The sequence below is a fragment of the Pseudomonas sp. 43(2021) genome (assembly GCF_017490805.1).
Taxonomy (GTDB): Bacteria; Pseudomonadota; Gammaproteobacteria; order Pseudomonadales; family Pseudomonadaceae; genus Aquipseudomonas.
Map to the genome: position 1 here is coordinate 25,119 of NZ_JAFGYJ010000035.1, position 19,572 is coordinate 44,690.

Annotated in this window: 20 protein-coding genes and 1 other RNA gene; 12 read left to right on the forward strand and 9 right to left on the reverse strand. The window is 64.9% G+C overall.

All coding sequences use genetic code 11. The annotated features are described in order from the left end of the window. The 5 genes from trxA to J5M71_RS23625 all read left to right on the forward strand — a co-directional run bounded on the left by trxA (window position 1) and on the right by J5M71_RS23625 (window position 5,452). Complete coding sequence (trxA, locus tag J5M71_RS23605) at window positions 1–327, forward strand: thioredoxin TrxA (RefSeq protein WP_012274768.1); 327 nt, start codon at window positions 1–3, stop codon at window positions 325–327. Between the two features lie 328 nt (window positions 328–655). Continuing rightward, on the forward strand, window positions 656–1,915 hold the full coding sequence (gene rho / locus J5M71_RS23610; protein ID WP_003253661.1) for a transcription termination factor Rho: 1,260 nt from the start codon (window positions 656–658) through the stop codon (window positions 1,913–1,915). A 205-nt stretch (window positions 1,916–2,120) separates the two neighbouring features. Beyond that, window positions 2,121–3,587 carry a 4-hydroxy-3-polyprenylbenzoate decarboxylase gene (gene ubiD / locus J5M71_RS23615; protein ID WP_025341062.1) on the forward strand — a complete coding sequence of 489 codons (1,467 nt, stop codon included), beginning with the start codon at window positions 2,121–2,123 and terminating at the stop codon, window positions 3,585–3,587. Beyond that, window positions 3,587–4,555, forward strand: coding sequence for a CDP-6-deoxy-delta-3,4-glucoseen reductase (locus J5M71_RS23620; RefSeq protein ID WP_063912174.1), 969 nt, complete (start codon window positions 3,587–3,589; stop codon window positions 4,553–4,555). The genes ubiD and J5M71_RS23620 overlap by 1 nt, the downstream gene beginning before the upstream one ends. 246 nt (window positions 4,556–4,801) lie before the next feature. Further along, window positions 4,802–5,452, forward strand: coding sequence for a gamma-glutamylcyclotransferase (locus J5M71_RS23625; protein ID WP_025341060.1), 651 nt, complete (start codon window positions 4,802–4,804; stop codon window positions 5,450–5,452). Between the two features lie 114 nt (window positions 5,453–5,566). Here the strand turns inward: J5M71_RS23625 and J5M71_RS23630 are convergent, their stop codons facing one another. Continuing rightward, on the reverse strand, window positions 5,567–6,544 hold the full coding sequence (locus tag J5M71_RS23630; protein ID WP_207837599.1) for an NADPH:quinone oxidoreductase family protein: 978 nt from the start codon (window positions 6,542–6,544) through the stop codon (window positions 5,567–5,569). Window positions 6,545–6,714: 170 nt separating this feature from the next. Between J5M71_RS23630 and J5M71_RS23635 the strand changes: the two genes are divergently transcribed. Beyond that, window positions 6,715–7,119 (forward strand): flagellar basal body-associated protein FliL, encoded by a 405-nt coding sequence (locus tag J5M71_RS23635; protein WP_025341058.1) that lies wholly within the window; start codon window positions 6,715–6,717, stop codon window positions 7,117–7,119. Window positions 7,120–7,300: 181 nt separating this feature from the next. On the opposite strand, the gene J5M71_RS23640 is transcribed toward J5M71_RS23635, so the two are convergent. The 4 genes from J5M71_RS23640 to J5M71_RS23655 all read right to left on the reverse strand — a co-directional run bounded on the left by J5M71_RS23640 (window position 7,301) and on the right by J5M71_RS23655 (window position 12,675). Beyond that, on the reverse strand, window positions 7,301–8,413 hold the full coding sequence (locus tag J5M71_RS23640; protein ID WP_207837602.1) for an ABC transporter permease: 1,113 nt from the start codon (window positions 8,411–8,413) through the stop codon (window positions 7,301–7,303). A gap of 1 nt (window position 8,414) precedes the next feature. After that, window positions 8,415–11,135: a ribosome-associated ATPase/putative transporter RbbA gene (gene rbbA / locus J5M71_RS23645; RefSeq protein WP_207837605.1), complete on the reverse strand. Its 2,721-nt coding sequence runs from the start codon at window positions 11,133–11,135 to the stop codon at window positions 8,415–8,417. Beyond that, window positions 11,132–12,091 (reverse strand): HlyD family efflux transporter periplasmic adaptor subunit, encoded by a 960-nt coding sequence (locus J5M71_RS23650; RefSeq protein ID WP_207837607.1) that lies wholly within the window; start codon window positions 12,089–12,091, stop codon window positions 11,132–11,134. Before J5M71_RS23650 ends, rbbA begins: the two co-directional genes overlap by 4 nt. Before the next feature lie 134 nt (window positions 12,092–12,225). Beyond that, complete coding sequence (locus J5M71_RS23655; RefSeq protein ID WP_063912169.1) at window positions 12,226–12,675, reverse strand: EVE domain-containing protein; 450 nt, start codon at window positions 12,673–12,675, stop codon at window positions 12,226–12,228. Between the two features lie 178 nt (window positions 12,676–12,853). Between J5M71_RS23655 and J5M71_RS23660 the strand changes: the two genes are divergently transcribed. Beyond that, on the forward strand, window positions 12,854–13,006 hold the full coding sequence (locus J5M71_RS23660; RefSeq protein ID WP_207837609.1) for a hypothetical protein: 153 nt from the start codon (window positions 12,854–12,856) through the stop codon (window positions 13,004–13,006). 18 nt (window positions 13,007–13,024) lie between these two features. On the opposite strand, the gene J5M71_RS23665 is transcribed toward J5M71_RS23660, so the two are convergent. The 4 genes from J5M71_RS23665 to J5M71_RS23680 form a co-directional block, all read right to left on the reverse strand. Then, the gene (locus J5M71_RS23665) at window positions 13,025–13,633 is read right to left on the reverse strand and encodes a 5-formyltetrahydrofolate cyclo-ligase (RefSeq protein ID WP_207837610.1); all 609 of its coding nucleotides are present in this window, start codon (window positions 13,631–13,633) and stop codon (window positions 13,025–13,027) included. A gap of 78 nt (window positions 13,634–13,711) precedes the next feature. After that, window positions 13,712–13,891, reverse strand: a non-coding RNA gene (gene ssrS / locus J5M71_RS23670) — 6S RNA. Between the two features lie 17 nt (window positions 13,892–13,908). Beyond that, window positions 13,909–14,229: a cell division protein ZapA gene (locus tag J5M71_RS23675; protein WP_207837612.1), complete on the reverse strand. Its 321-nt coding sequence runs from the start codon at window positions 14,227–14,229 to the stop codon at window positions 13,909–13,911. Beyond that, entirely contained in the window at window positions 14,226–14,408 is a 183-nt protein-coding gene (locus tag J5M71_RS23680; RefSeq protein ID WP_029886233.1) for a TIGR02449 family protein, read from the reverse strand. Before J5M71_RS23680 ends, J5M71_RS23675 begins: the two co-directional genes overlap by 4 nt. Window positions 14,409–14,589: 181 nt before the next feature. On the opposite strand from J5M71_RS23680, the gene J5M71_RS23685 reads away from it, so the two are divergent. From J5M71_RS23685 to J5M71_RS23705, 5 genes are read left to right on the forward strand one after another with little or no spacing between them, the layout of a single operon-like run. Beyond that, window positions 14,590–15,144: a YecA family protein gene (locus tag J5M71_RS23685; RefSeq protein WP_063912167.1), complete on the forward strand. Its 555-nt coding sequence runs from the start codon at window positions 14,590–14,592 to the stop codon at window positions 15,142–15,144. 21 nt (window positions 15,145–15,165) lie between these two features. Then, window positions 15,166–16,500, forward strand: coding sequence for a Xaa-Pro aminopeptidase (gene pepP / locus J5M71_RS23690; protein WP_207837614.1), 1,335 nt, complete (start codon window positions 15,166–15,168; stop codon window positions 16,498–16,500). Continuing rightward, a complete protein-coding gene (gene ubiH / locus J5M71_RS23695; RefSeq protein ID WP_207837616.1) occupies window positions 16,497–17,696 on the forward strand; it encodes a 2-octaprenyl-6-methoxyphenyl hydroxylase in 1,200 nt (399 codons plus the stop codon). The genes pepP and ubiH overlap by 4 nt, the downstream gene beginning before the upstream one ends. Then, window positions 17,693–18,178, forward strand: a complete 486-nt coding sequence (locus J5M71_RS23700) for a DUF4442 domain-containing protein (RefSeq protein WP_207837620.1) — start codon at window positions 17,693–17,695, stop codon at window positions 18,176–18,178. Before ubiH ends, J5M71_RS23700 begins: the two co-directional genes overlap by 4 nt. Window positions 18,179–18,187: 9 nt before the next feature. Then, a complete protein-coding gene (locus J5M71_RS23705; RefSeq protein WP_207837622.1) occupies window positions 18,188–19,405 on the forward strand; it encodes a 2-octaprenyl-3-methyl-6-methoxy-1,4-benzoquinol hydroxylase in 1,218 nt (405 codons plus the stop codon). Window positions 19,406–19,572: the final 167 nt, after the last annotated feature.

Below are 19,572 nucleotides of genomic sequence, written 5' to 3' on the forward strand. Positions count from 1 at the left end.
ATGAGCGACAAAATCAAACACGTCACCGACGCCAGCTTCGAAGCCGACGTACTGCAGGCTCAAGGCCCGGTGCTGGTCGACTACTGGGCTGAATGGTGCGGCCCATGCAAGATGATCGCTCCGGTTCTGGACGACATCGCTGCTACCTACGAGGGCAAACTGACCGTCGCCAAGCTGAACATCGACGAGAACCAGGAAACCCCGGCCAAGCACGGTGTGCGTGGTATCCCGACGCTGATGCTGTTCAAGAACGGCAACGTCGAAGCCACCAAGGTCGGCGCCCTGTCCAAATCGCAGCTGGCCGCGTTCCTCGACGCCCACCTGTGATGTGAAAAAGCCCCGCAGATGCGGGGCTTTTCTTTGTACGAAGGGCCTGTGGGAGCGGGTTTACCCGCGAATTCGATGCCGAACCCGCTGCCGCCTTCTCGGGTAAACCCGCTCCCACATGGCACGATTTACCCGGTCAAAACCACTAGACGTCGAAAAAAGCAAGTGTTACATTCGGCCTCGCACTGCTTTTCCAGTGCCCTCTACACGCCGTCGCCGAAGCATCCCTAATTCGAATCAGTACGCGATCCTGTCGCCATCTAGCGGCGCGGCCTCATTAAGCCAGAAGCTTAATTCTCCCTTCTTACATGATTACGTCATTCCCCTTATGAACCTGACTGAACTCAAGCAAAAGCCGATTACCGATCTTTTGGAAATGGCCGAACAGATGGGCATCGAAAACATGGCCCGTTCGCGCAAACAGGACGTGATTTTCGCCCTGCTGAAGAAGCACGCGAAAAGCGGCGAAGAGATCTCGGGTGACGGCGTGCTGGAGATTCTCCAGGATGGTTTCGGTTTCCTGCGTTCGGCTGATGCGTCCTACCTGGCCGGCCCTGACGATATCTACGTCTCGCCCAGCCAGATCCGCCGTTTCAACCTGCGTACCGGCGACACCATCGTCGGCAAGATCCGCCCGCCGAAGGAAGGGGAGCGTTACTTCGCCCTGCTGAAGGTCGACACCATCAACTTCGACCGCCCGGAAAACGCGAAGAACAAGATCCTGTTCGAAAACCTGACGCCACTGTTCCCGAACAAGCGCCTGAAGATGGAAGCCGGTAACGGTTCCACCGAAGACCTGACCGGCCGCGTCATCGACCTGTGCGCCCCGATCGGCAAAGGCCAGCGTGGCCTGATCGTTGCCCCGCCGAAAGCGGGCAAGACGATCATGCTGCAGAACATCGCGGCCAACATCACCCGCAACAACCCCGAGTGCCACCTGATCGTCCTGCTGATCGACGAGCGCCCGGAAGAAGTGACCGAAATGCAGCGCACCGTGCGCGGCGAAGTGGTCGCCTCTACCTTCGACGAGCCGCCAACCCGCCACGTGCAGGTTGCCGAGATGGTGATCGAGAAAGCCAAGCGCCTGGTCGAGCACAAGAAGGACGTGGTCATCCTGCTGGACTCCATCACCCGTCTGGCGCGGGCTTACAACACCGTGATCCCGAGCTCCGGCAAGGTACTGACCGGTGGTGTCGACGCCCATGCCCTGGAGAAGCCGAAGCGCTTCTTCGGTGCTGCGCGTAACATCGAGGAAGGCGGTTCGCTGACCATCATCGCCACCGCGCTGGTCGAAACCGGCTCGAAGATGGACGAAGTGATCTACGAAGAGTTCAAGGGCACCGGCAACATGGAGCTGCCGCTGGACCGCCGCATCGCCGAGAAGCGTGTGTTCCCGGCCATCAACATCAACCGTTCCGGTACCCGCCGCGAAGAGCTGCTGACCGCCGACGACGAACTGCAGCGCATGTGGATCCTGCGCAAGCTGCTGCACCCGATGGACGAAATCGCCGCCATCGAGTTCCTGGTCGACAAGCTCAAGCAGACCAAGACCAACGACGAGTTCTTCCTGTCGATGAAGCGCAAGTAAGCGTTTCAGGCCAGGCAGTAATTGGGGCCGCTTTGCGGCCCTTCGCGGGCACGCCCGCTCCCACAGGTTCAGTGAGATCCTTGTGGGAGCGGGCGTGCCCGCGAAGGGGCGCGAAGCGGCCCCAATGCATTTTTGCCCCCAAACAAAGCCCGAACGGCGCTACACTCTGCACCCCCGACCGATACGGCCAACACGAGGCTTCTGCATGCAGTATCGCGACTTGCGCGACTTCATCCGTGGCCTGGAACAGCGCGGCGAACTCAAGCGCATCCAGGTTCCGATCTCCCCCGTCCTGGAAATGACCGAGGTCTGCGACCGCACCCTGCGTGCCAAGGGCCCTGCATTGCTGTTCGAAAAGCCGACTGGCTTCGACATCCCGGTGCTGGGCAACCTGTTCGGCACCCCGGAGCGCGTGGCCATGGGCATGGGCGCCGAGTCGGTCGATGAACTGCGGGAAATCGGCAAGCTGCTGGCCTTCCTCAAGGAACCCGAGCCCCCGAAGGGCTTGAAGGATGCCTGGTCCAAGCTGCCGATCTTCAAGAAAGTCGTGTCGATGGCGCCGAAAGTGGTCAAGGACGCAGTGTGTCAGGAAGTGGTGGTCGAGGGGGACGATGTCGACCTCGGCGCACTGCCGATCCAGCACTGCTGGCCGGGCGACGTGGCGCCGCTGATCACCTGGGGCCTCACCGTCACCCGCGGCCCGAACAAGGACCGCCAGAACCTGGGCATCTACCGCCAGCAGGTGATCGGCCGCAACAAGGTCATCATGCGCTGGCTCAGCCACCGTGGCGGTGCCCTGGACTACCGCGAGTGGTGCGAGAAGAACCCTGGCCAGCCGTTCCCGGTCGCCGTGGCCCTGGGCGCTGACCCGGCCACCATCCTCGGCGCCGTGACCCCGGTGCCGGACACCCTCTCCGAGTACGCCTTCGCCGGCCTGCTGCGCGGCAACCGCACCGAGCTGGTCAAGTGCCGGGGCAGCAACCTGCAGGTACCGGCCACCGCCGAAATCATCCTGGAAGGCGTGATCCACCCGGGCGAAATGGCCCCGGAAGGCCCGTACGGCGACCACACCGGCTACTACAACGAAGTGGACAGCTTCCCGGTGTTCACCGTCGAGCGCATCACCCACCGGCAGAAACCGATCTACCACAGCACCTACACCGGCCGCCCGCCAGATGAGCCGGCAATCCTCGGCGTGGCGCTGAACGAGGTGTTCGTGCCGATCCTGCAGAAGCAGTTCCCGGAAATCGTCGACTTCTACCTGCCGCCGGAAGGCTGCTCCTACCGCATGGCGGTGGTGACCATGAAGAAGCAGTACCCGGGCCACGCCAAGCGCGTGATGTTGGGTGTGTGGTCGTTCCTGCGACAGTTCATGTACACCAAGTTCGTTATTGTCACCGATGACGATATCAATGCCCGCGACTGGAACGATGTGATCTGGGCCATCACCACGCGCATGGACCCCAAGCGTGATACGGTGATGATCGACAACACCCCGATCGACTACCTGGACTTCGCGTCGCCGGTATCCGGGCTGGGGTCGAAGATGGGGCTGGACGCCACGCACAAGTGGCCGGGCGAGACTACACGCGAATGGGGACGGGTCATCGTCAAGGACGAAGCCGTCACCCGCCGTATCGATGAGCTGTGGGATCAGTTGGGAATAGATTGATGCAGGTAACGTTGCAGCCGTCCGGGGCGGTGCTGGCGCTCGAACCCGGGGAACGGATCCTGGATGGAGCGCGGCGGCTGGGCTATGACTGCCCGAACAGCTGCCGCAATGGCAATTGCCATGTCTGCGCCGCGCTGTTGGTCGAAGGCCGGGTACGCCAGGACGGCGAAGTCCGTGACCATGGCGAACTGTTCACCTGCATTGCCGAACCGCTGGAGGACTGCGTGTTGCTCTGGGATGGTGTGCTCGCCCTGGGCGAGCTGCCGGTGCGCAAACTGGCGTGCAGTGTCAGTGAGTGCGTCGAGGTCGGTGGCGATGTCTGGCGTGTGCGTTTGCGCGCGCCAGCCGGCAAACCGCTGCGTTATCACGCCGGGCAATACCTGATGATCGAGCGTGACGGCGGCAAGCAGGCGGCCTTCTCGCTGGCTTCTGCGCCGCATACCGGGCGTGAGCTGGAGCTGCATGTGCTGGCGCGCGAGCCCAGTGCGCTGCAACTGATCGAGCAGCTCAAGCGCGACGGCCTGGCACGCATCGAAATGCCGTTCGGCGACACCCATCTGGCCGAGTTGCCCGACGGGCCGCTGGTGCTGATCGCTGCCGGCACGGGCATGGGCCAGATGCACAGCCTGGTCGAGCATTGCCGGGCCCAGGGCTTCAAGCACCCGGTACACCTGTACTGGGGCGTGCGCCGGCCCGAGGACTTCTACCAGATCGAGCACTGGGAAGAATGGCAGCGCCTGCCCAACCTGTTCCTGCACCAGGTGGTCAGCGACCTGTGCGGCTGGGAAGGCCGATGCGGCATGCTGCATGAGGCGGTCTGCGAGGATATTGCCGACCTCAACAGCGTGCATGTATATGCCAGCGGCTCGCCGAACATGATCTATGCCACTCTCGACGCGTTGGTCGAAGCCGGTATGGATGCGCATCGCATGCGCGCCGATGTGTTTGCCTACGCACCCCGTGGCTAATAACCGAAGTTTGAAAGTATGGGTATAAGGCGGTAATTGTTACCGCCTTGGCTAATAACTTTCACCGTTTTTGAAACAGTACTTTCCGGTCGTCGGCAGCGCGGATGAAACGCTGGCGTGAGGGCTTGAGTATTCCTGCCTTTCTGTCCTATGGTTACTGCAAGCGCCCTTGGTAAATAGGCCTTGGGCCGCATCGTAATCGAATCTCGCTACATCCGTAGTTCACAGGGATAATGGCGGCAGCTTATGTCGGCACTTGAAAGTATGTCCTGGGAAGTTTCATATCCTCCGACACTCGACTTCGGTCAGCAACATACTCGCGAACAGTTGTTCAATTCCATGAAGACAACCATGTCTCGCCATCAGGGTGGGCCGGTGTGGCTGTTCGCCTATGGTTCGTTGATCTGGCGGCCGGAGTGCAACTCCGTGGAGCGCCAACGCGCGCGGGTACATGGTTACCACCGTGGCTTGTACCTGTGGTCGCACGAACACCGCGGCACCCCGGAAACTCCCGGCCTGGTGTTCGGCCTGGACCGTGGTGGCTCCTGCAGTGGTTTTGCCTACCGGCTGGATGAAAGCAGCCTGGACGAGTCGCTGATGGCCCTGTGGCAGCGCGAGATGCCGTACCCGGCGTACCGGCCGCACTGGCTCAGTTGCCGGTTGGGCGATGGCAGCAAGGTGCAGGCCCTGGGCTTCGTGCTGGAGCGGCATTTGCCGTGCTATGCCGGGAACCTGCCGGACACCTTGCTCAGCCAGATCCTGGCCAGTGCCAAGGGGCGCTATGGCACCACGCGCGATTATGTCGAGCAAACCTTGAATGCCCTGCGCAGTCACCAGATGCCTGATCGCAACCTGGAGGCGCGGTTCAGGCGCTGCCATAACCTGCGGGAGGTTTGATTACCTGTGCCGGCCTCTTCGCGGGTGAACCCGCTCCCACAGGTACTGCACATTCCTTGAGGGCGGTGCGGTCCCTGTGGGAGCGGGTTCACCCGCGAAAAGGCCGGAACTGTCTTACCTGGCCAGCACGACCAACTTACCCACAGCCTGCCGCTGCCCCAACTTTTCAATGGCAGCCCCCGCCTCAGCCAGTGGATAAGTCTGCGACACCAGCGGCTTCAACTTGCCTTCGGCATGCCAGGCAAACAGCTGCCGGAAGTTGGCCGCATTGTCCTCCGGCTGACGCTGGGCAAACGCCCCCCAGAATACCCCGAGCACCGCCGCGCCCTTGAGCAACACCAGGTTGGCCGCCAGCTGCGGGATAGTCCCGCTGGCAAAGCCCACCACCAGCAACCGGCCATTCCAGGCCAGCCCGCGCACCGCCTGCTCGAACAGCTCGCCGCCCACCGGGTCGTAGATCACGTCCACCCCCTGGCCACCGGTCAGGCGTTTGATCTCGTCACGCAGGCTGGCCTGGCGGTAGTCGATCAGTTCGTCCGCCCCGGCCGCCTTGGCCACGGCCAGTTTTTCCGCACTGCTGGCGGCCGCGATTACCCGCGCACCCATGGCCTTGCCGATTTCCACCGCTGCCAGGCCGACCCCGCCGGACGCGCCCAGCACCAGCAGGGTCTCGCCCGCCTGCAGCTGGCCGCGCTGGCGCAGGGCGTGCATGGAGGTGCCGTAAGTCATGCCGAACGCCGCAGCCGTGGTGAAGTCCATGCTCGCCGGGATCGGCAGCACGTTGTAGAACGGCACCGCCACTTGCTCGGCAAACGCACCCCAGCCGGTCAGCGCCATGACCCGGTCGCCGACCTTGAACGCGCCGGCCTTTTCCCCGACTGCGGCCACCACACCCGCCGCCTCGCCGCCGGGGGAGAATGGCAATGGTGGCTGGAACTGGTACTTGCCTTCGATGATCAGGGTGTCGGGGAAATTGACCCCGGCGGCCTGGACATCCAGCAGGATCTCGTTTTTCTTTGGCACCGGGCTGGCCACCTCTTCCAGCACCAGGTTTTGCGCCGGGCCCAGGGTTTTGCACAACACAGCTTTCATCGGGGCTATTCCTTTGCGGGTCGTGGCCGATAAGTGTAGGAGGGCCGCCTGCCCGGTCAACGAGCATGGCCTGCCCTGATGTGCAGGCATAAGTGGCGGCACAAGCCCGGGCTTGGGTTTGAGCGGCATGCTGGGTAAGCTGGCGCCAACTGTATTTGAGGAGCGAATTCGTGAAAGCGTGGATCTTGATGGTGCTGGCGCTGCTGCTGCCGGCTGCGGCCATGGCCGAGGAAGCCAAGGAAGGGGCGCCCAAGGTAGCCTACATCAGCCTGAGCCCGCCCTTTGTCGGCAACTATGCCCTCGACGGCAGCCCGCGGCTGCGCGTGTACAAGGCCGACGTGGCCCTGCGCGTGACCGGCGACGAAGCCGCGAAGGCGGTGAAGCACCACGAGCCGCTGATCCGCAACCAGCTGGTGGCGCTGTTCACCCAGCAGTCGGTGGACAGCATGAGCAATGTCGAGGCCAAGGAGCATCTTCGCCAGGAAGCGCTGAAGCAGGTGCAACAGGTGATGGAAGCCGAAGAGGGCAAGCCGATCGTCGAAGATCTGCTGTTCAACAACCTGATCGTGCAGTGACCGGCAAGCCGGCTCTCTCAGGAACAGCGCAATCCGGACTGTGGCGCGATCCCTGTGGGAGCGGCTTTAGCCGCGAAGAATCCAACGCGGTGCATGGCACCGGCTGCGCCGGTGTTCGCGGGTAAACCCGCTCCCACAGGAATCGCGCAATCTTTCAGATTTTGAGCCGGGTATGCGCGGCTCAGGACGCCAGGCTACGGCGAAACCGCGCCAGCGCCACGCTGAAGAACACCAGGCCGATCACGGCCAGCGCCAGGATGTCTGGCCACACCACCGTCCACCCGGCATCACGGAACAGGATTGCGGCGCCAAGGCTGACGAAGTGCGTCGATGGCGATCCCTGCATCACCCATTGCAGCCACTGCGGCATGCTGTCCAGCGGCGTGCTGCCGCCGGACAGCAACAGCATCGGGATGATCACCGGGATCGCCAACAGGCCGAACTGCGGTGTCGAGCGCGCCAGGGTGGCGAGGAAAATGCCCAGCGCGGTACTGGCGAACAGGTACAGCGCGGTCACGGCCAGGAACAGTCCCATCGAACCGGACAGCGGCACGCCCAGCGCGCCCTTGACCACCACCACCAGCGAAATCCAGGTGCAGATCACCACCACCAGCGCGTTACTGGCGATTTTCGCCAGCATGATTTCCAGCGCGGTCAACGGGAGTACCAACAGGTGGTCGAGGGTGCCGTGCTCACGCTCGCGCAGCAGCGCGGTGCCGGTAAGGATGATCGCCAGGATGGTGATGTTGTTGACGATCTGGATCACCGCCAGGAACCAGCCACCCTCCAGGTTGGGGTTGAACAGGGCCTTGGCGTTGATTGCCACCGGGCTCTGCGTGTTGATCCGCTGGCTGTAGTCGAGCAGCTCGCGCTCGAAGATGCGGCCTATGTAGCCGGCACCCATGAATGCCTGGCTCATGGCCGTGGCGTCGACATTGATCTGCAGTTCCGGCGAGCGCCCGGCCAGCAGGTCGCTCTGGAAATTCACCGGCACGTTGATCACGAAGGTGTACTGGCCGCTGTCCATGGCCTGGTCCAGGCGCCCCGGGGCCAGCGGCACGGCGGGCTGGAACTCGGGCGGTTGCAGGGCTTCGCCAAGCTTGCGCGACAGCTGGCTGTGGTCTTCGTCCACTATCGCGACACTGGCGTTGTGCACGCCGATCACCGAGCCGGCTGCGGGCATGTAGATGGCCACGCTGAAGGCATATAGCAGGAACAACAGCAGCACACTGTCATGGCGCAGGCTGGTCAGCTCTTTCAGGCCCAGGCGCAGGGTGTGGTTCAGGCGCGACATCTCAGGCCTCCTGCTTCTTCAGCATGGCCAGGCTCAGGCCGGTGAACACGGTAAAGAAGCTGAGCAGGATCAGGCACTGCGGCCACAGTTCGCGCAGGCCCAGTGCCTTGGTGAAGGTGCCGACCGCGATGTCGAGGAAGTAGCCCGCCGGGAACAGCTGGCCCATCACCGCTGCCGCGCCGTCCAGCGACGAGCGTGGCACGATCAGCCCGGAAAACTGGATGGTCGGCAGGCTGGTGATGATCATGGTGCCCAGGATGGCGGCGATCTGGGTGCGGGTGAAAGCCGAGATCAGCAGGCCCAGGCTGGTGGTCGCCAGCAGGTAGGCGACGCCGCCACAGGCCAGGGCCAGCACGCTGCCCTTGAGCGGCACGGCGAACAGCCAGCGGTTCATCGCCACCAGCAGCGCCAGGTTGACCAGGCTCACGGCCAGGTAGGGCGCCTGCTTGCCGAGCAGGAACTCCAGGCGGGTGAGGGGCGTGGCGTAGAAGTTGGTGATGGAACCGAGCTCTTTCTCGCGGACGATGCCGAGCGCGGTGAGCATGGCCGGGATGAAGGCCAGGATCAGTGCCATCACCCCCGGGCCGATGGCGTTCACGCTGACCACATCCTGGTTGTAGCGAAAACGGGTTTCCAGGCGCACCAGGTCCTGGCGCGGCTGCGGCTGCGGGCTGGCCTTGGCCAGTTGCTCGAGGTTGGCCTGGTGCACGGCTTCCACGTAGTTGCGGCTGGTTTCCGCGCGGAACGGCATGCCGCCGTCGAGCCAGGCGGCCACTACCGGTTGGCGCCCGGCGTACAGGTCGCGGCCAAAGCCGGGCGGAATTTCCAGCGCCAGTTTGATTTCCGAGCGCTGCAGGCGCTGATGCATTTCGCGGGTATCGCGGATGGGCGCCTGTTCGGCGAAATAGCGTGAGCCACGGAAGGCTTCGAGGTAGGCCCGGCTTTGCGGGCTCTGGTCCTGGTCGTGCACGGCGAAGGCGAGGTTTTCCACATCCAGGGAAATGCCATAGCCAAAGATCACCATCATGAACATCGCACCCAGCAGGGCGAAGGCCAGGCGCACCTTGTCCCGCAGCAGCTCCTTGCCCTCACGGCTGGCCACGGCCAGCAGGCGACGCAGGCTGAAGCCCTGGCGCAGCGCCGGCGCAGGCGTGGCGGCCTGCTCCAGCACGGCGTTGTCGGTGGCTTGTGGCGCCAGTTCCTGGGCCTGTTCCAGGCAGCGAACGAACGCGTCTTCCAGGGTGTTGCCCTGATACTGGCGCTGCAGGGCATCCGGCGTGTCGCAGGCCAGCACCCGGCCGGCATGCATCAGCGAGATGCGGTCGCAGCGCTGGGCTTCGTTCATGAAGTGGGTGGAGAGGAAAATGGTCACGCCCTGCTCGCGTGACAGCTCCACCAGCAAGCGCCAGAAGTCGTCGCGGGCGGCCGGGTCGACGCCGGAGGTGGGTTCGTCGAGGATCAGCACTTCCGGGCGGTGCAGCACCGCCACCGCCAGTGACAGGCGCTGGCGCAGGCCGAGGGGCAGGGCGGCGGATGGCTGGTCGGCGATGGCGCCCAGGTCGAAGCGCTCGATCAGTTCGTCGATACGCTGGGCGCTCTCGGCCTTGGGCAGGTCGAACAGGCGGGCATGCAGGGTCAGGTTCTGCCGGGTGCTGAGCTCTCCATACAGCGAGAAACTCTGTGACATGAAACCGACCCGCTTGCGCGTGGCCAGGTCGCTGGCATCCACCGGGCGGCCGAGCAGGCTGGCGCTGCCCTCGCTGGCCGGCATCAGGCCGGTGAGCACTTTCATGGTGGTGGTCTTGCCACAGCCGTTGGAGCCGAGGAAGCCGAAGATCTCCCCGCGGCCAATGGCGAAGCTGACCTTGTTCACTGCAGTGAAATCGCCAAAGCGCAGGGTCAGGTCGTGGGCCTCGATGGCGACCGGGCTGTCAGTGGCCGGACGCGGTGGAATGATGAGCGGAGAGTGTTGCGCCTTGCCCGCGCCCTGGTAGTGGGTGAAGGCGTCGTCCAGCTTGCCGCTGGGGGTGACTGCGGCCAGTTCATGGCTGGGGCCTGCGGCCAGCAGGCGGCCGCCATCGAGCATCAGGCAATGCTCGAACTGTTCGGCTTCCTCCATGTAGGCGGTGGCCACCAGCAGGGTCAGTTGCGGGCGCTGCGCGCGCACCTGTTCGACCAGCTCCCAGAAGCGCCGCCGTGACAGCGGGTCGACGCCGGTGGTCGGCTCGTCGAGGATCAGCAGGTCCGGCTCGTGGATCAGTGCGCAGCACAGGCCCAGCTTCTGCTTCATGCCGCCCGACAGCTTGCCCGCCGGGCGCTCGGCAAAGCGCTGCAGGTCGGTGGCCTGCAGCAGGTTGGCCATGCGCTGTTCGCACTCGCGGCGGCCGAGGCCGAACAGGGTGGCGAAAAAGCGGATGTTCTCGCGGATCGACAGCTCCGGATACAGGTTGTTGCCCAGCCCCTGCGGCATGAACGCCACTTTCGGGTACAGTGCCGCGCGATGGCGGCGCTGGCGGATCGAGCCACCCAGCACCTGCAGCTCGCCCTGTTGCAGGCGCTTGACGCCGGCAATCAGCCCTAGCAGGGTCGATTTGCCAGCCCCGTCAGGGCCGATCAGCGCGCAGCGAGTGCCCGCTGGCAGGCTGAAGCCAAGGGGGTGCAGGGCCAGCAGGCCGCCATAGCGATGGCTGATACCTTCGGCCAGCAGTGCCGGGGCGTTCATTGCAGGTTGGCCGGCCAGTCCACCTCAGCCGTGCGGACATAGCCGGCGCCTGGCATGCCCGGCTTGGCCTGCGGCACGGCGCCAGGGTCGGTCAGGCGTAGCTTGACCCGGAATACCAGCTTCTGCCGCTCGTCGCGGGTTTCCACCTGTTTGGGGGTGAACTGGGCCTTGGCCGCGACAAAGGCCACCTTCGCCGGCAGCGCCCGCTCGGGCAGGGCGTCGAGCACGATCCGCGCCTGGTCGCCGACGGTCAGCCGGCCGCTGGTGGAGGCCGGCAGGTAGAGGTTCATGTACTGGTCGCTGGGGTCGATCAGCATCAGTACGCGGCCGCCGGCACCCAGCACTTCACCGGGTTCGGCCAGGCGCAGCTGGATGATGCCGTCGATCGGTGCGCGCAGGCTGCTGTCGTCGATCTCGCTGGTGAGCTGCGCTACCTGGGCCTCGGCGGCGCCGATGGCGGCCTTGATCGCCGCCAGTTGGGCGCGGGCGGCGACCACGGCGGCGTTGGCCGTGTCGAAGCGCGCCTGCTGTTGGTCGAGCAGCTGCTGGCTGGCGTACTTGCGCTGGAAGATCTCGCGCACGCGCTTGAGCTCCTGGCTGGCCAGCAGCAGTTCGCTCTGGCGCAGCTGCACGCTGGCCTGGGCGGCGGCGTAGTTTTCCCGGGCGCGCAGTACTTCGGCTTCGGCCTGGCTGCGCTGGGCCTGCATGGTGCGGGTGTCGATACGCGCCAGCAGCTGGCCGCGAGTGACCTTGTCACCTTCGTCGACCAGCACCTCGGCCAGGCGCCCGGGGATCTTGCTGGCGATCTGCACTTCGGTGGCTTCGAGGCGGCCGTTGCCCATGCTCAGGCCTTCGGGCAACTGGTCGTGGAGCGACTTCCAGTATCCCAGCCCGCCGGCTGCTGCGAGTAGGGCGATCAGCGCGGTGGCGAAGATCCTGGGGGCGTATCGGTTCATCGGTCTGCATCCTTGCGGTCATGCACACTGCATCATGGCTTGCGGTCATGAGCGACGTGTTGATGCCGGTCAAAGTCCTTATGCGGTGCCTGTGGGAGCGGCCAACTGTGCAAAGACTGACCTTAGCCGCAGTTTCAACGCAAAGCGACAATCACTGCCCATTGCTCTGGCGTCACCGGCATCACCGACAGGCGGCTGCCCTTTTGCACCAGCGGCAATTCGGCCAGGCCGGCCTGCTGTTTCAGCCAGCCCAGCTCCAGCACCCGCGGCAGGGTTTGCACGTGGGCCACATCCACCGCGCTCCACGGGTTCTTGTCGGTCGTGGCCTTGGCATCGTAGTAGTGGCTTTGCGGGTCCAGCGCGGTCGGGTCCGGGTAGGCCGCGCGGGTGATCCTGGCAATGCCGGCGATGCCGGGCTGCGGGCAGCTGGAATGGTAGAAGAAGAACTCGTCGCCAACGCTCATGGCCCGCAGGAAATTGCGCGCCTGGTAGTTGCGCACGCCGTCCCAGCGCGCTTCGCCGAGGCGGCCGAGGGCTTCGATGGAGAGCTCGTCGGGCTCGGATTTCATCAGCCAGTAGGCCATGGGTGCTGCTCCTGAAATGGTTTGAAATAACCTGTTGCACGAAACCGACAGCCGGTTGACGTCAAGGTTTGCGTGCGGACGCAGGTTGTCGGAAAATGCGCCCCGATTAAAGCGCGATGCTCCGGCGATACCCAGAAAATCGCCGAGCCTGAACAGTTTGCCTGGGGGGCAATCTTCGATGAATCAACGTAACAAGCCGGATCTGCTGTGGATCCTGGTGTTCATTTTCGGCCTGGGTGTGGTCACTACCGGTTATGCGCAAGGGTTCTGGGAGCGCAAGCTGGACAACGCCTATCAGATGCCGGTCGACGCCAGCCAGCCGCAACGTTGATGCCCCCGCCGGCGCCGCTCAACGCGGCGCCAGGTACCAGCCCCGGTCCGAGACCGTCCCCTGCAGCGGTACATCCCAACTGGCCTGGGCAAGCCGCTCGACCTTCTGGCATTCATGTGCCAGCCCCAACAGCAACGGCTTTTTCCAGCTCTGCCGACGCGCCTGGTAGGCCAGGCTGCGATCATAGAAACCACCGCCCATTCCCAGGCGCCCGCCCACTTCGTCGAAACCCACCAGCGGTAGCAGGATCAGGTCCAGCGACCAGATCGGGCGCTGGCGCTTGCGCTCGGTGACCGGCTCGGGAATGCGAAAGCGGTTGGGCTTGAGCTTCTCGCCCTGCTCGAAGCGCTGGAACACCATGCGCGTGCGCGGCCAGGCGTGCAGTACCGGCAGGTAGGTGCGCTTGCCGCGGCGCTGGGCTTCGCGCAGCAGCAGGCAAGGGTCGATTTCGCCGTCGTTGGGCAGGTACAGGGCAATGTGCCGGGCGCGGCGGAACAGCGGGTGCTGTGCCAGCTGGCGGTACAGGCCAACGGCGGCCTGGCGTTGCTGGGCAGGGGTGAGGGCGCGGCGGGCATTGCGGAGCAGGCGACGGAGCTGGGGGCGGGTGAGCTGCGCGGTGTCGGTCATGGCACGGGCGATCCCAGGTGCTGGCCAACGTGGTCGGCCAAAACGAATTGCCCGCCACAGGGGCGGGCAAGAGAATTCAGGCTCCCCGACAAGACCGCTATCGGTGTAGCCCTTGAACCCGAAAGTTCAAGGTGGAGATTGCAGGGGGCGTTAAGGCTTTCCGTCGGGCGGACATGCACACCGGCCCCAGCGTGCAACCCCCGTGGTTGTGCGTATCGGCTCAGGGACATAACCGACTGGCGCATCCCCCAGGGAGTGGCGCCAGTATACCAATCTCAGCCGATTTTGGTATCCGTGTCGTCGGACAGTGCCTGGTCGACCCGTTCCAGCAGGTCGCGCACCTGCTCGCGGGTGGTGCCGCCTGCCGGGGCAGCGTTGCGGTCTTCCTGGCGGTGCAGCATTTCGTGGGTGATGTTCAACGCAGCCATGACCGCGATGCGATCGGCGCCGATCACCTTGCCGCTGCTGCGGATCTCGCGCATCTTGCCGTCCAGGTAGCGCGCGGCGCTGACCAGGTTGTTGCGCTCTTCCGGCGGGCAGATGATCGAGTATTCCTTGTCGAGGATCTGCACGGTGACGCTATTGCTTGAACTCATGAGTCTTGCTCCAGGGCCTTGAGGCGTAAAATCATCGACTCGACCTTGCGCTTGGCGATCTCGTTCTTTTCGATGAGGTGGGCGCGCTCTTCGCGCCAGGATTTTTCCTGAGCTACTAGGAGTGCATTTTGCCGTTTTAGTTGCTCGACACGTTCGATCAGCAACTCGAATCGGCTCATCAGTGCCTGCAGGTCGTTCTCTTGCGTGGGTTGCACTCGATTCGCTCCGTCGTTCAGTCACCTGGCGATGATGCCTCTCCCTGGGCGGCGACGGCCAGTGCCGATGGTCTTGGCGCGCCTGCCGGTGCTAGGATACAAGGTCTCCATTCTAGTCATTGCGCCGTCTGGCGCCTAGCTGCCCATGCCCAATACCCAATCGCCCTACATCGCCTTCGCCATGCTGCTGTCCAGCAATGGTCATCCTGTCACCCCGGCCGAACTGCACGGCCTGCTGATCGGCCGCAGCTGCGCCGGTGCCGGCTTCGACGCCGACGGCTGGCTGGCCGATGCCGCCCAGTTGCTGGAAACCGAACCCGGTGACAGCGTGCGCAACGCCCTGGTCGGCCTGCAGGAAATGGTCAAGGGCGAGCTGACCAGCGACGACATGGCGATCGTCCTGCTGCTGCCTTCCGACGACGCCGCCCTGAGCGACCGCGCCACCGCGCTGGGCCAGTGGTGCCAAGGCTTCATTACCGGCTTCGGCCTGAATGCCGGTGGCAAGGACCTGTCCGACGAAGCCAAGGAAGTGCTGCAGGACCTGGTGGCCATTTCCCAGGTTCAGGAAGCCCTCGAAGAGTCCGACGATGGCGAGAGCGACTACATGGAAGTCATGGAATACCTGCGCGTGGCACCCCTGCTGCTGTTCTCCGAGCTGGCCAAGCCGGCCGCCCCCGCGCCCAAGCCATCGCTGCACTGATCAACCGGGGGTAGTCTGCCCATGAGCCACATTCCCAAGGCCGAATATGCCCGTCGGCGCAAGGCGCTGATGGCGCAGATGGTCCCCAACAGCATCGCCATCCTGCCCGCCGCCGCGGTTGCCATCCGCAACCGCGACGTCGAGCACGTGTACCGCCAGGACAGCGACTTCCAGTACCTCAGCGGCTTCCCCGAGCCGGAGGCGGTGATTGCGCTGATCCCGGGGCGCGAGCATGGCGAATACGTGTTGTTCTGCCGTGAGCGCAACCCCGAGCGCGAGCTGTGGGATGGTCTGCGAGCCGGCCAGGAAGGCGCGGTGCGCGATTTTGGCGCTGACGATGCCTTCCCCATCACCGACATCGACGAGATCCTGCCGGGCCTGATTGAAGGCCGCGAGCGGGTCTACAGCGCCATGGGCAGCAACCCCGAGTTCGACCGCCGGCTGATGGACTGGATCAACGTGATCCGCTCCAAGGCGCGCCTGGGTGCCCAGCCGCCGAACGAGTTCGTTGCGCTGGATCATCTGCTGCACGACATGCGCCTGTATAAATCGGCAGCGGAAGTGAAGGTGATGCGCGCTGCCGCAGCTATCTCGGCGCGGGCCCACGTGCGGGCCATGCAGGCCTGCCGGGCCGGGTTGCACGAGTACAGCCTGGAAGCCGAGCTGGACTACGAGTTTCGCAAGGGCGGGGCGAAGATGCCGGCCTACGGCTCGATCGTCGCGGCCGGGCGCAATGGCTGCATCCTGCACTATCAGCAGAACGACGCCCCGCTCAAGGATGGCGACCTGGTGCTGATCGATGCCGGCTGCGAGATCGACTGCTACGCCAGCGACATCACCCGTACCTTCCCGGTCAGCGGGCGGTTTTCCCCCGAGCAGAAGGCCATCTACGAGCTGGTGCTCAAGGCCCAGGCCGCGGCGTTTGCCGAAATCGCCCCCGGCAAGCACTGGAACCACGCCCACGAGGCGACCGTGCGGGTCATCACCGCGGGCCTGGTGGAACTGGGCCTGCTGACCGGCGAGGTGCAGGCGCTGATCGACAGCGAGGCCTATCGAGCCTTCTATATGCACCGCGCCGGGCACTGGCTGGGCATGGATGTGCACGATGTGGGCGAGTACAAGGTGGGCGGCGAGTGGCGGGTGCTTGAACCCGGCATGGCGCTGACCGTCGAGCCAGGCATCTACATAGGCGCCGACAATCAGGCCGTGGCGAAGAAATGGCGCGGCATTGGTGTAAGGATCGAGGACGACGTGGTAGTGACCAGGCAAGGCTGTGAAATCCTGACTTCGGGCGTGCCGCGCACGGTCGCCGAAATTGAGGCGCTGATGCAGGCTGCCCGCAAGGACGCCGCATGAATCGGGTAAACCTGGCGATCATCGGTGGCGGCCTGGTGGGCGCGAGCCTGGCCCTGGCCCTGCAGGCCGGGGCCAAGGCGCGAGGCTGGAAGATTCTGCTGATCGAGCCGTTCGCCCCCGGTGACAGCTTCCAGCCCAGCTACGATGCGCGTTCGTCGGCACTGTCGTTCGGTACCCAGCAGATCTACCAGCAGCTGGGCCTGTGGCAGGCCATCGGCCATCGCGCCGAGCCGATCCGGCAGATTCACGTGTCCGACCGCGGCCGCTTCGGCGCCACCCGCCTGGATGCCCTGGAAGAGGGCGTGCCAGCGCTTGGCTACGTGGTGGAAAACGCCTGGCTGGGCCAATGCCTGTGGCAAGGGCTGGACAGCGAGGTGGTGAGCTGGCGCTGCCCGGCGGAAGTGACCGCGATGCAGGCCATCGAAGGCGGCTACCGCCTGCAGCTGAACGACGACACCCAGCTGGAATGCGACCTGGCGGTACTGGCCGACGGTGGCCGCTCCGGCCTGCGCGAACAACTCGGCATCCACGTGCGCCACACGCCTTACCAGCAGAGCGCGTTGATCGCCAATATCACCCCGGGCGAGGCCCACGGCGGCCAGGCCTTCGAGCGGTTCACCGAAGACGGCCCCATGGCCCTGCTACCGCTGCCGGATAACCGCTGCGCGCTGGTCTGGACCCGTCAGGGTATGGACGCGCGGCGTCTGGCCGACATCGACGAGCGCAATTTCCTGCGCGAGCTGCAGGGCGTGTTCGGCTATCGCCTGGGCGCCTTGCGCCAGGTGGGCGCAAGGCACCTTTACCCACTGTCGCTGATCGAGGCCCAGGAGCAGGTGCGGCCGCACCTGGTGGTGCTGGGCAACGCCGCGCACAGCCTGCACCCCATTGCCGGCCAGGGTTTCAACCTGTCGCTGCGTGACGTGCAGGCGCTGGCCGAGGCGTTGCTGGCCGGCCCGCAGCAGCCGGGCGACCTGACCACATTGCAGGCCTACCACCAGCGCCAGCGCCTGGACCAGGCGATGACCATCGGTTTTTCCGACCAGGTCACCCGCCTGTTCGGCAGTAGCCAGCCGTTGCTGGCTGCCGGGCGCAACCTTGGTCTGCTTGGGCTCGACCTGCTGCCACCGGCGAAAAGCTGGTTCGCCCGCCAGGCCATGGGCCTGGGCACCCGCCCCGATCCGCGAGGTCAGTCATGAGTGACGACGCGCGCAGGCTGGCGCGCCGGGCGCGCCTGTTGCGCTGGCGGCTGAACCTGTTCCCGCCGCACCTCGGCGCTGGTATCCACGTGCAGCACATCAGCCCGGACCTGCGCAGCGTCAAGGTGGCGATGAAGCTGACCCGCTGGAACCGCAATTATGTCGGCACCCAGTGCGGCGGCAGCCTGTACGGGATGGTCGACCCGTTCTACATGCTGCTGTTGATCGAGCAGCTGGGGCGTGACTACATCGTCTGGGACAAGGCCGCCAGCATCGATTTCATTTCGCCGGGCAAAGGCCCGGTGTATGCCGAACTCCACGTCGATGACGCGCTGCTGGACGAAATCCGCCAGCAGACCGCCACCGGCAAGAAGTGCCTGCCGCGTTTGCAGGTCGATATCCGCGACGGTGCCGGCGAGCTGGTGGCGCGGGTCGATAAAACCCTATATGTGCGGCTCAAGCCGCAAGCGAGGCTGGCGTAAGGCATGGAAATGCGCGCAGATCTGTTGATTGTCGGTGCCGGTATGGTCGGCAGCGCCCTGGCCCTGGCATTACGCCACAGTGGCTTGCAAATCCTCTTGCTCGACGGTGGCCCGCTGACGGTCAAGCCGTTCGATGCCCAGGCCCCGTTCGAGCCGCGCGTCAGCGCGCTGTCGGCAGCCAGCCAGCGCATCCTCGAGCGCCTTGGCGCCTGGGACGGTATTGCCCAGCGGCGTGCCACGCCCTACTCGGACATGCATGTGTGGGATGGCAGCGGCACCGGGCAGATTCACTTCTCGGCCGCCAGCGTGCATGCCCAGGTGCTCGGCCATATCGTCGAGAACCGGGTGGTGCAGGATGGCCTGCTGGAGCGCCTGCATGACAGCGACATCGGCCTGTTGCCCAACGCGCGGCTCGAACAGCTGCGCCGCTCCGGCGACGAGTGGCTGCTGACCCTCGCCGATGGCCGCCAGCTGCGTGCGCCGCTGGTGATCGCGGCCGACGGTGCCAACTCGGCAGTGCGGCGCCTGGCCGGCTGTGAAACCCGCGAGTGGGATTACCTGCACCACGCCATCGTCACCAGCGTGCGTTGCAGCGCGGGGCACCAGGCCACGGCCTGGCAGCGCTTCACCGATGACGGGCCGTTGGCGTTCCTGCCGTTGACCCGCGATGGCCAGCAAGACTGGTGCTCGATCGTGTGGTCGACCACCCCGGAGCATGCAGAACAGTTGATGGCGCTGGATGAAGCGGCCTTCCTGAAGGCCCTGGAGCGGGCTTTCGAGGGGCGCCTGGGGGATGTGCTGCAGGCCGACCCGCGGGTGTGCGTGCCGCTGCGCCAGCGCCACGCCAAGCGCTATGTGGATGAAGGCCTGGCATTGATTGGCGATGCTGCGCACACCATTCACCCGCTGGCCGGGCAGGGCGTCAACCTGGGCTTCCTCGATGCGGCGGTGCTGGCCGAAGTGCTGGTCAACGCCTGCGAGCGTGGCGAGCGGCTGGCGGATGTGAAGGTGCTGAGCCGTTACGAGCGGCGGCGCATGCCGCACAACCTGGCGCTGATGGCGGCGATGGAAGGGTTCGAGCGGTTGTTCCAGGCCAACCCGTTGCCGTTGCGCTGGTTGCGTAACAGCGGGTTGAAGCTGGTGGAGCAGATGCCGGAGGCCAAGGCGCTGTTCGTGCGGCAGGCGCTGGGTTTGAGCGGTGACCTGCCGGATCTGGCCAAGGCTTGAGATTGCCGGGGCCGCTTTGCGGCCCTTTCGCGACACAAGGCCGCTCCCACAGGGTGAGGTGCGCCCCATTTGTTGGACAATCTTTGATTAGGCTGCTGCGGCCTGATTCCTGTATGCCACGGGACTCAGGCCGGCCAGCCCCATCTTGATTCGATCATGGTTGTAGT

What these genes read in the sequence shown, in the direction of transcription:
- trxA (WP_012274768.1), top strand. Translation starts at nt 1, where the DNA reads ATGAGCGACAAAATCAAACACGTCACCGACGCCAGCTTCGAAGCCGAC.
- rho (WP_003253661.1), top strand. Translation starts at nt 656, where the DNA reads ATGAACCTGACTGAACTCAAGCAAAAGCCGATTACCGATCTTTTGGAA.
- ubiD (WP_025341062.1), top strand. Translation starts at nt 2,121, where the DNA reads ATGCAGTATCGCGACTTGCGCGACTTCATCCGTGGCCTGGAACAGCGC.
- J5M71_RS23620 (WP_063912174.1), top strand. Translation starts at nt 3,587, where the DNA reads ATGCAGGTAACGTTGCAGCCGTCCGGGGCGGTGCTGGCGCTCGAACCC.
- J5M71_RS23625 (WP_025341060.1), top strand. Translation starts at nt 4,802, where the DNA reads ATGTCGGCACTTGAAAGTATGTCCTGGGAAGTTTCATATCCTCCGACA.
- J5M71_RS23630 (WP_207837599.1), bottom strand. Translation starts at nt 6,544, where the DNA reads ATGAAAGCTGTGTTGTGCAAAACCCTGGGCCCGGCGCAAAACCTGGTG.
- J5M71_RS23640 (WP_207837602.1), bottom strand. Translation starts at nt 8,413, where the DNA reads ATGTCGCGCCTGAACCACACCCTGCGCCTGGGCCTGAAAGAGCTGACC.
- rbbA (WP_207837605.1), bottom strand. Translation starts at nt 11,135, where the DNA reads ATGAACGCCCCGGCACTGCTGGCCGAAGGTATCAGCCATCGCTATGGC.
- J5M71_RS23650 (WP_207837607.1), bottom strand. Translation starts at nt 12,091, where the DNA reads ATGAACCGATACGCCCCCAGGATCTTCGCCACCGCGCTGATCGCCCTA.
- J5M71_RS23655 (WP_063912169.1), bottom strand. Translation starts at nt 12,675, where the DNA reads ATGGCCTACTGGCTGATGAAATCCGAGCCCGACGAGCTCTCCATCGAA.
- J5M71_RS23660 (WP_207837609.1), top strand. Translation starts at nt 12,854, where the DNA reads ATGAATCAACGTAACAAGCCGGATCTGCTGTGGATCCTGGTGTTCATT.
- J5M71_RS23665 (WP_207837610.1), bottom strand. Translation starts at nt 13,633, where the DNA reads ATGACCGACACCGCGCAGCTCACCCGCCCCCAGCTCCGTCGCCTGCTC.
- J5M71_RS23675 (WP_207837612.1), bottom strand. Translation starts at nt 14,229, where the DNA reads ATGAGTTCAAGCAATAGCGTCACCGTGCAGATCCTCGACAAGGAATAC.
- J5M71_RS23680 (WP_029886233.1), bottom strand. Translation starts at nt 14,408, where the DNA reads ATGAGCCGATTCGAGTTGCTGATCGAACGTGTCGAGCAACTAAAACGG.
- J5M71_RS23685 (WP_063912167.1), top strand. Translation starts at nt 14,590, where the DNA reads ATGCCCAATACCCAATCGCCCTACATCGCCTTCGCCATGCTGCTGTCC.
- pepP (WP_207837614.1), top strand. Translation starts at nt 15,166, where the DNA reads ATGAGCCACATTCCCAAGGCCGAATATGCCCGTCGGCGCAAGGCGCTG.
- ubiH (WP_207837616.1), top strand. Translation starts at nt 16,497, where the DNA reads ATGAATCGGGTAAACCTGGCGATCATCGGTGGCGGCCTGGTGGGCGCG.
- J5M71_RS23700 (WP_207837620.1), top strand. Translation starts at nt 17,693, where the DNA reads ATGAGTGACGACGCGCGCAGGCTGGCGCGCCGGGCGCGCCTGTTGCGC.
- J5M71_RS23705 (WP_207837622.1), top strand. Translation starts at nt 18,188, where the DNA reads ATGCGCGCAGATCTGTTGATTGTCGGTGCCGGTATGGTCGGCAGCGCC.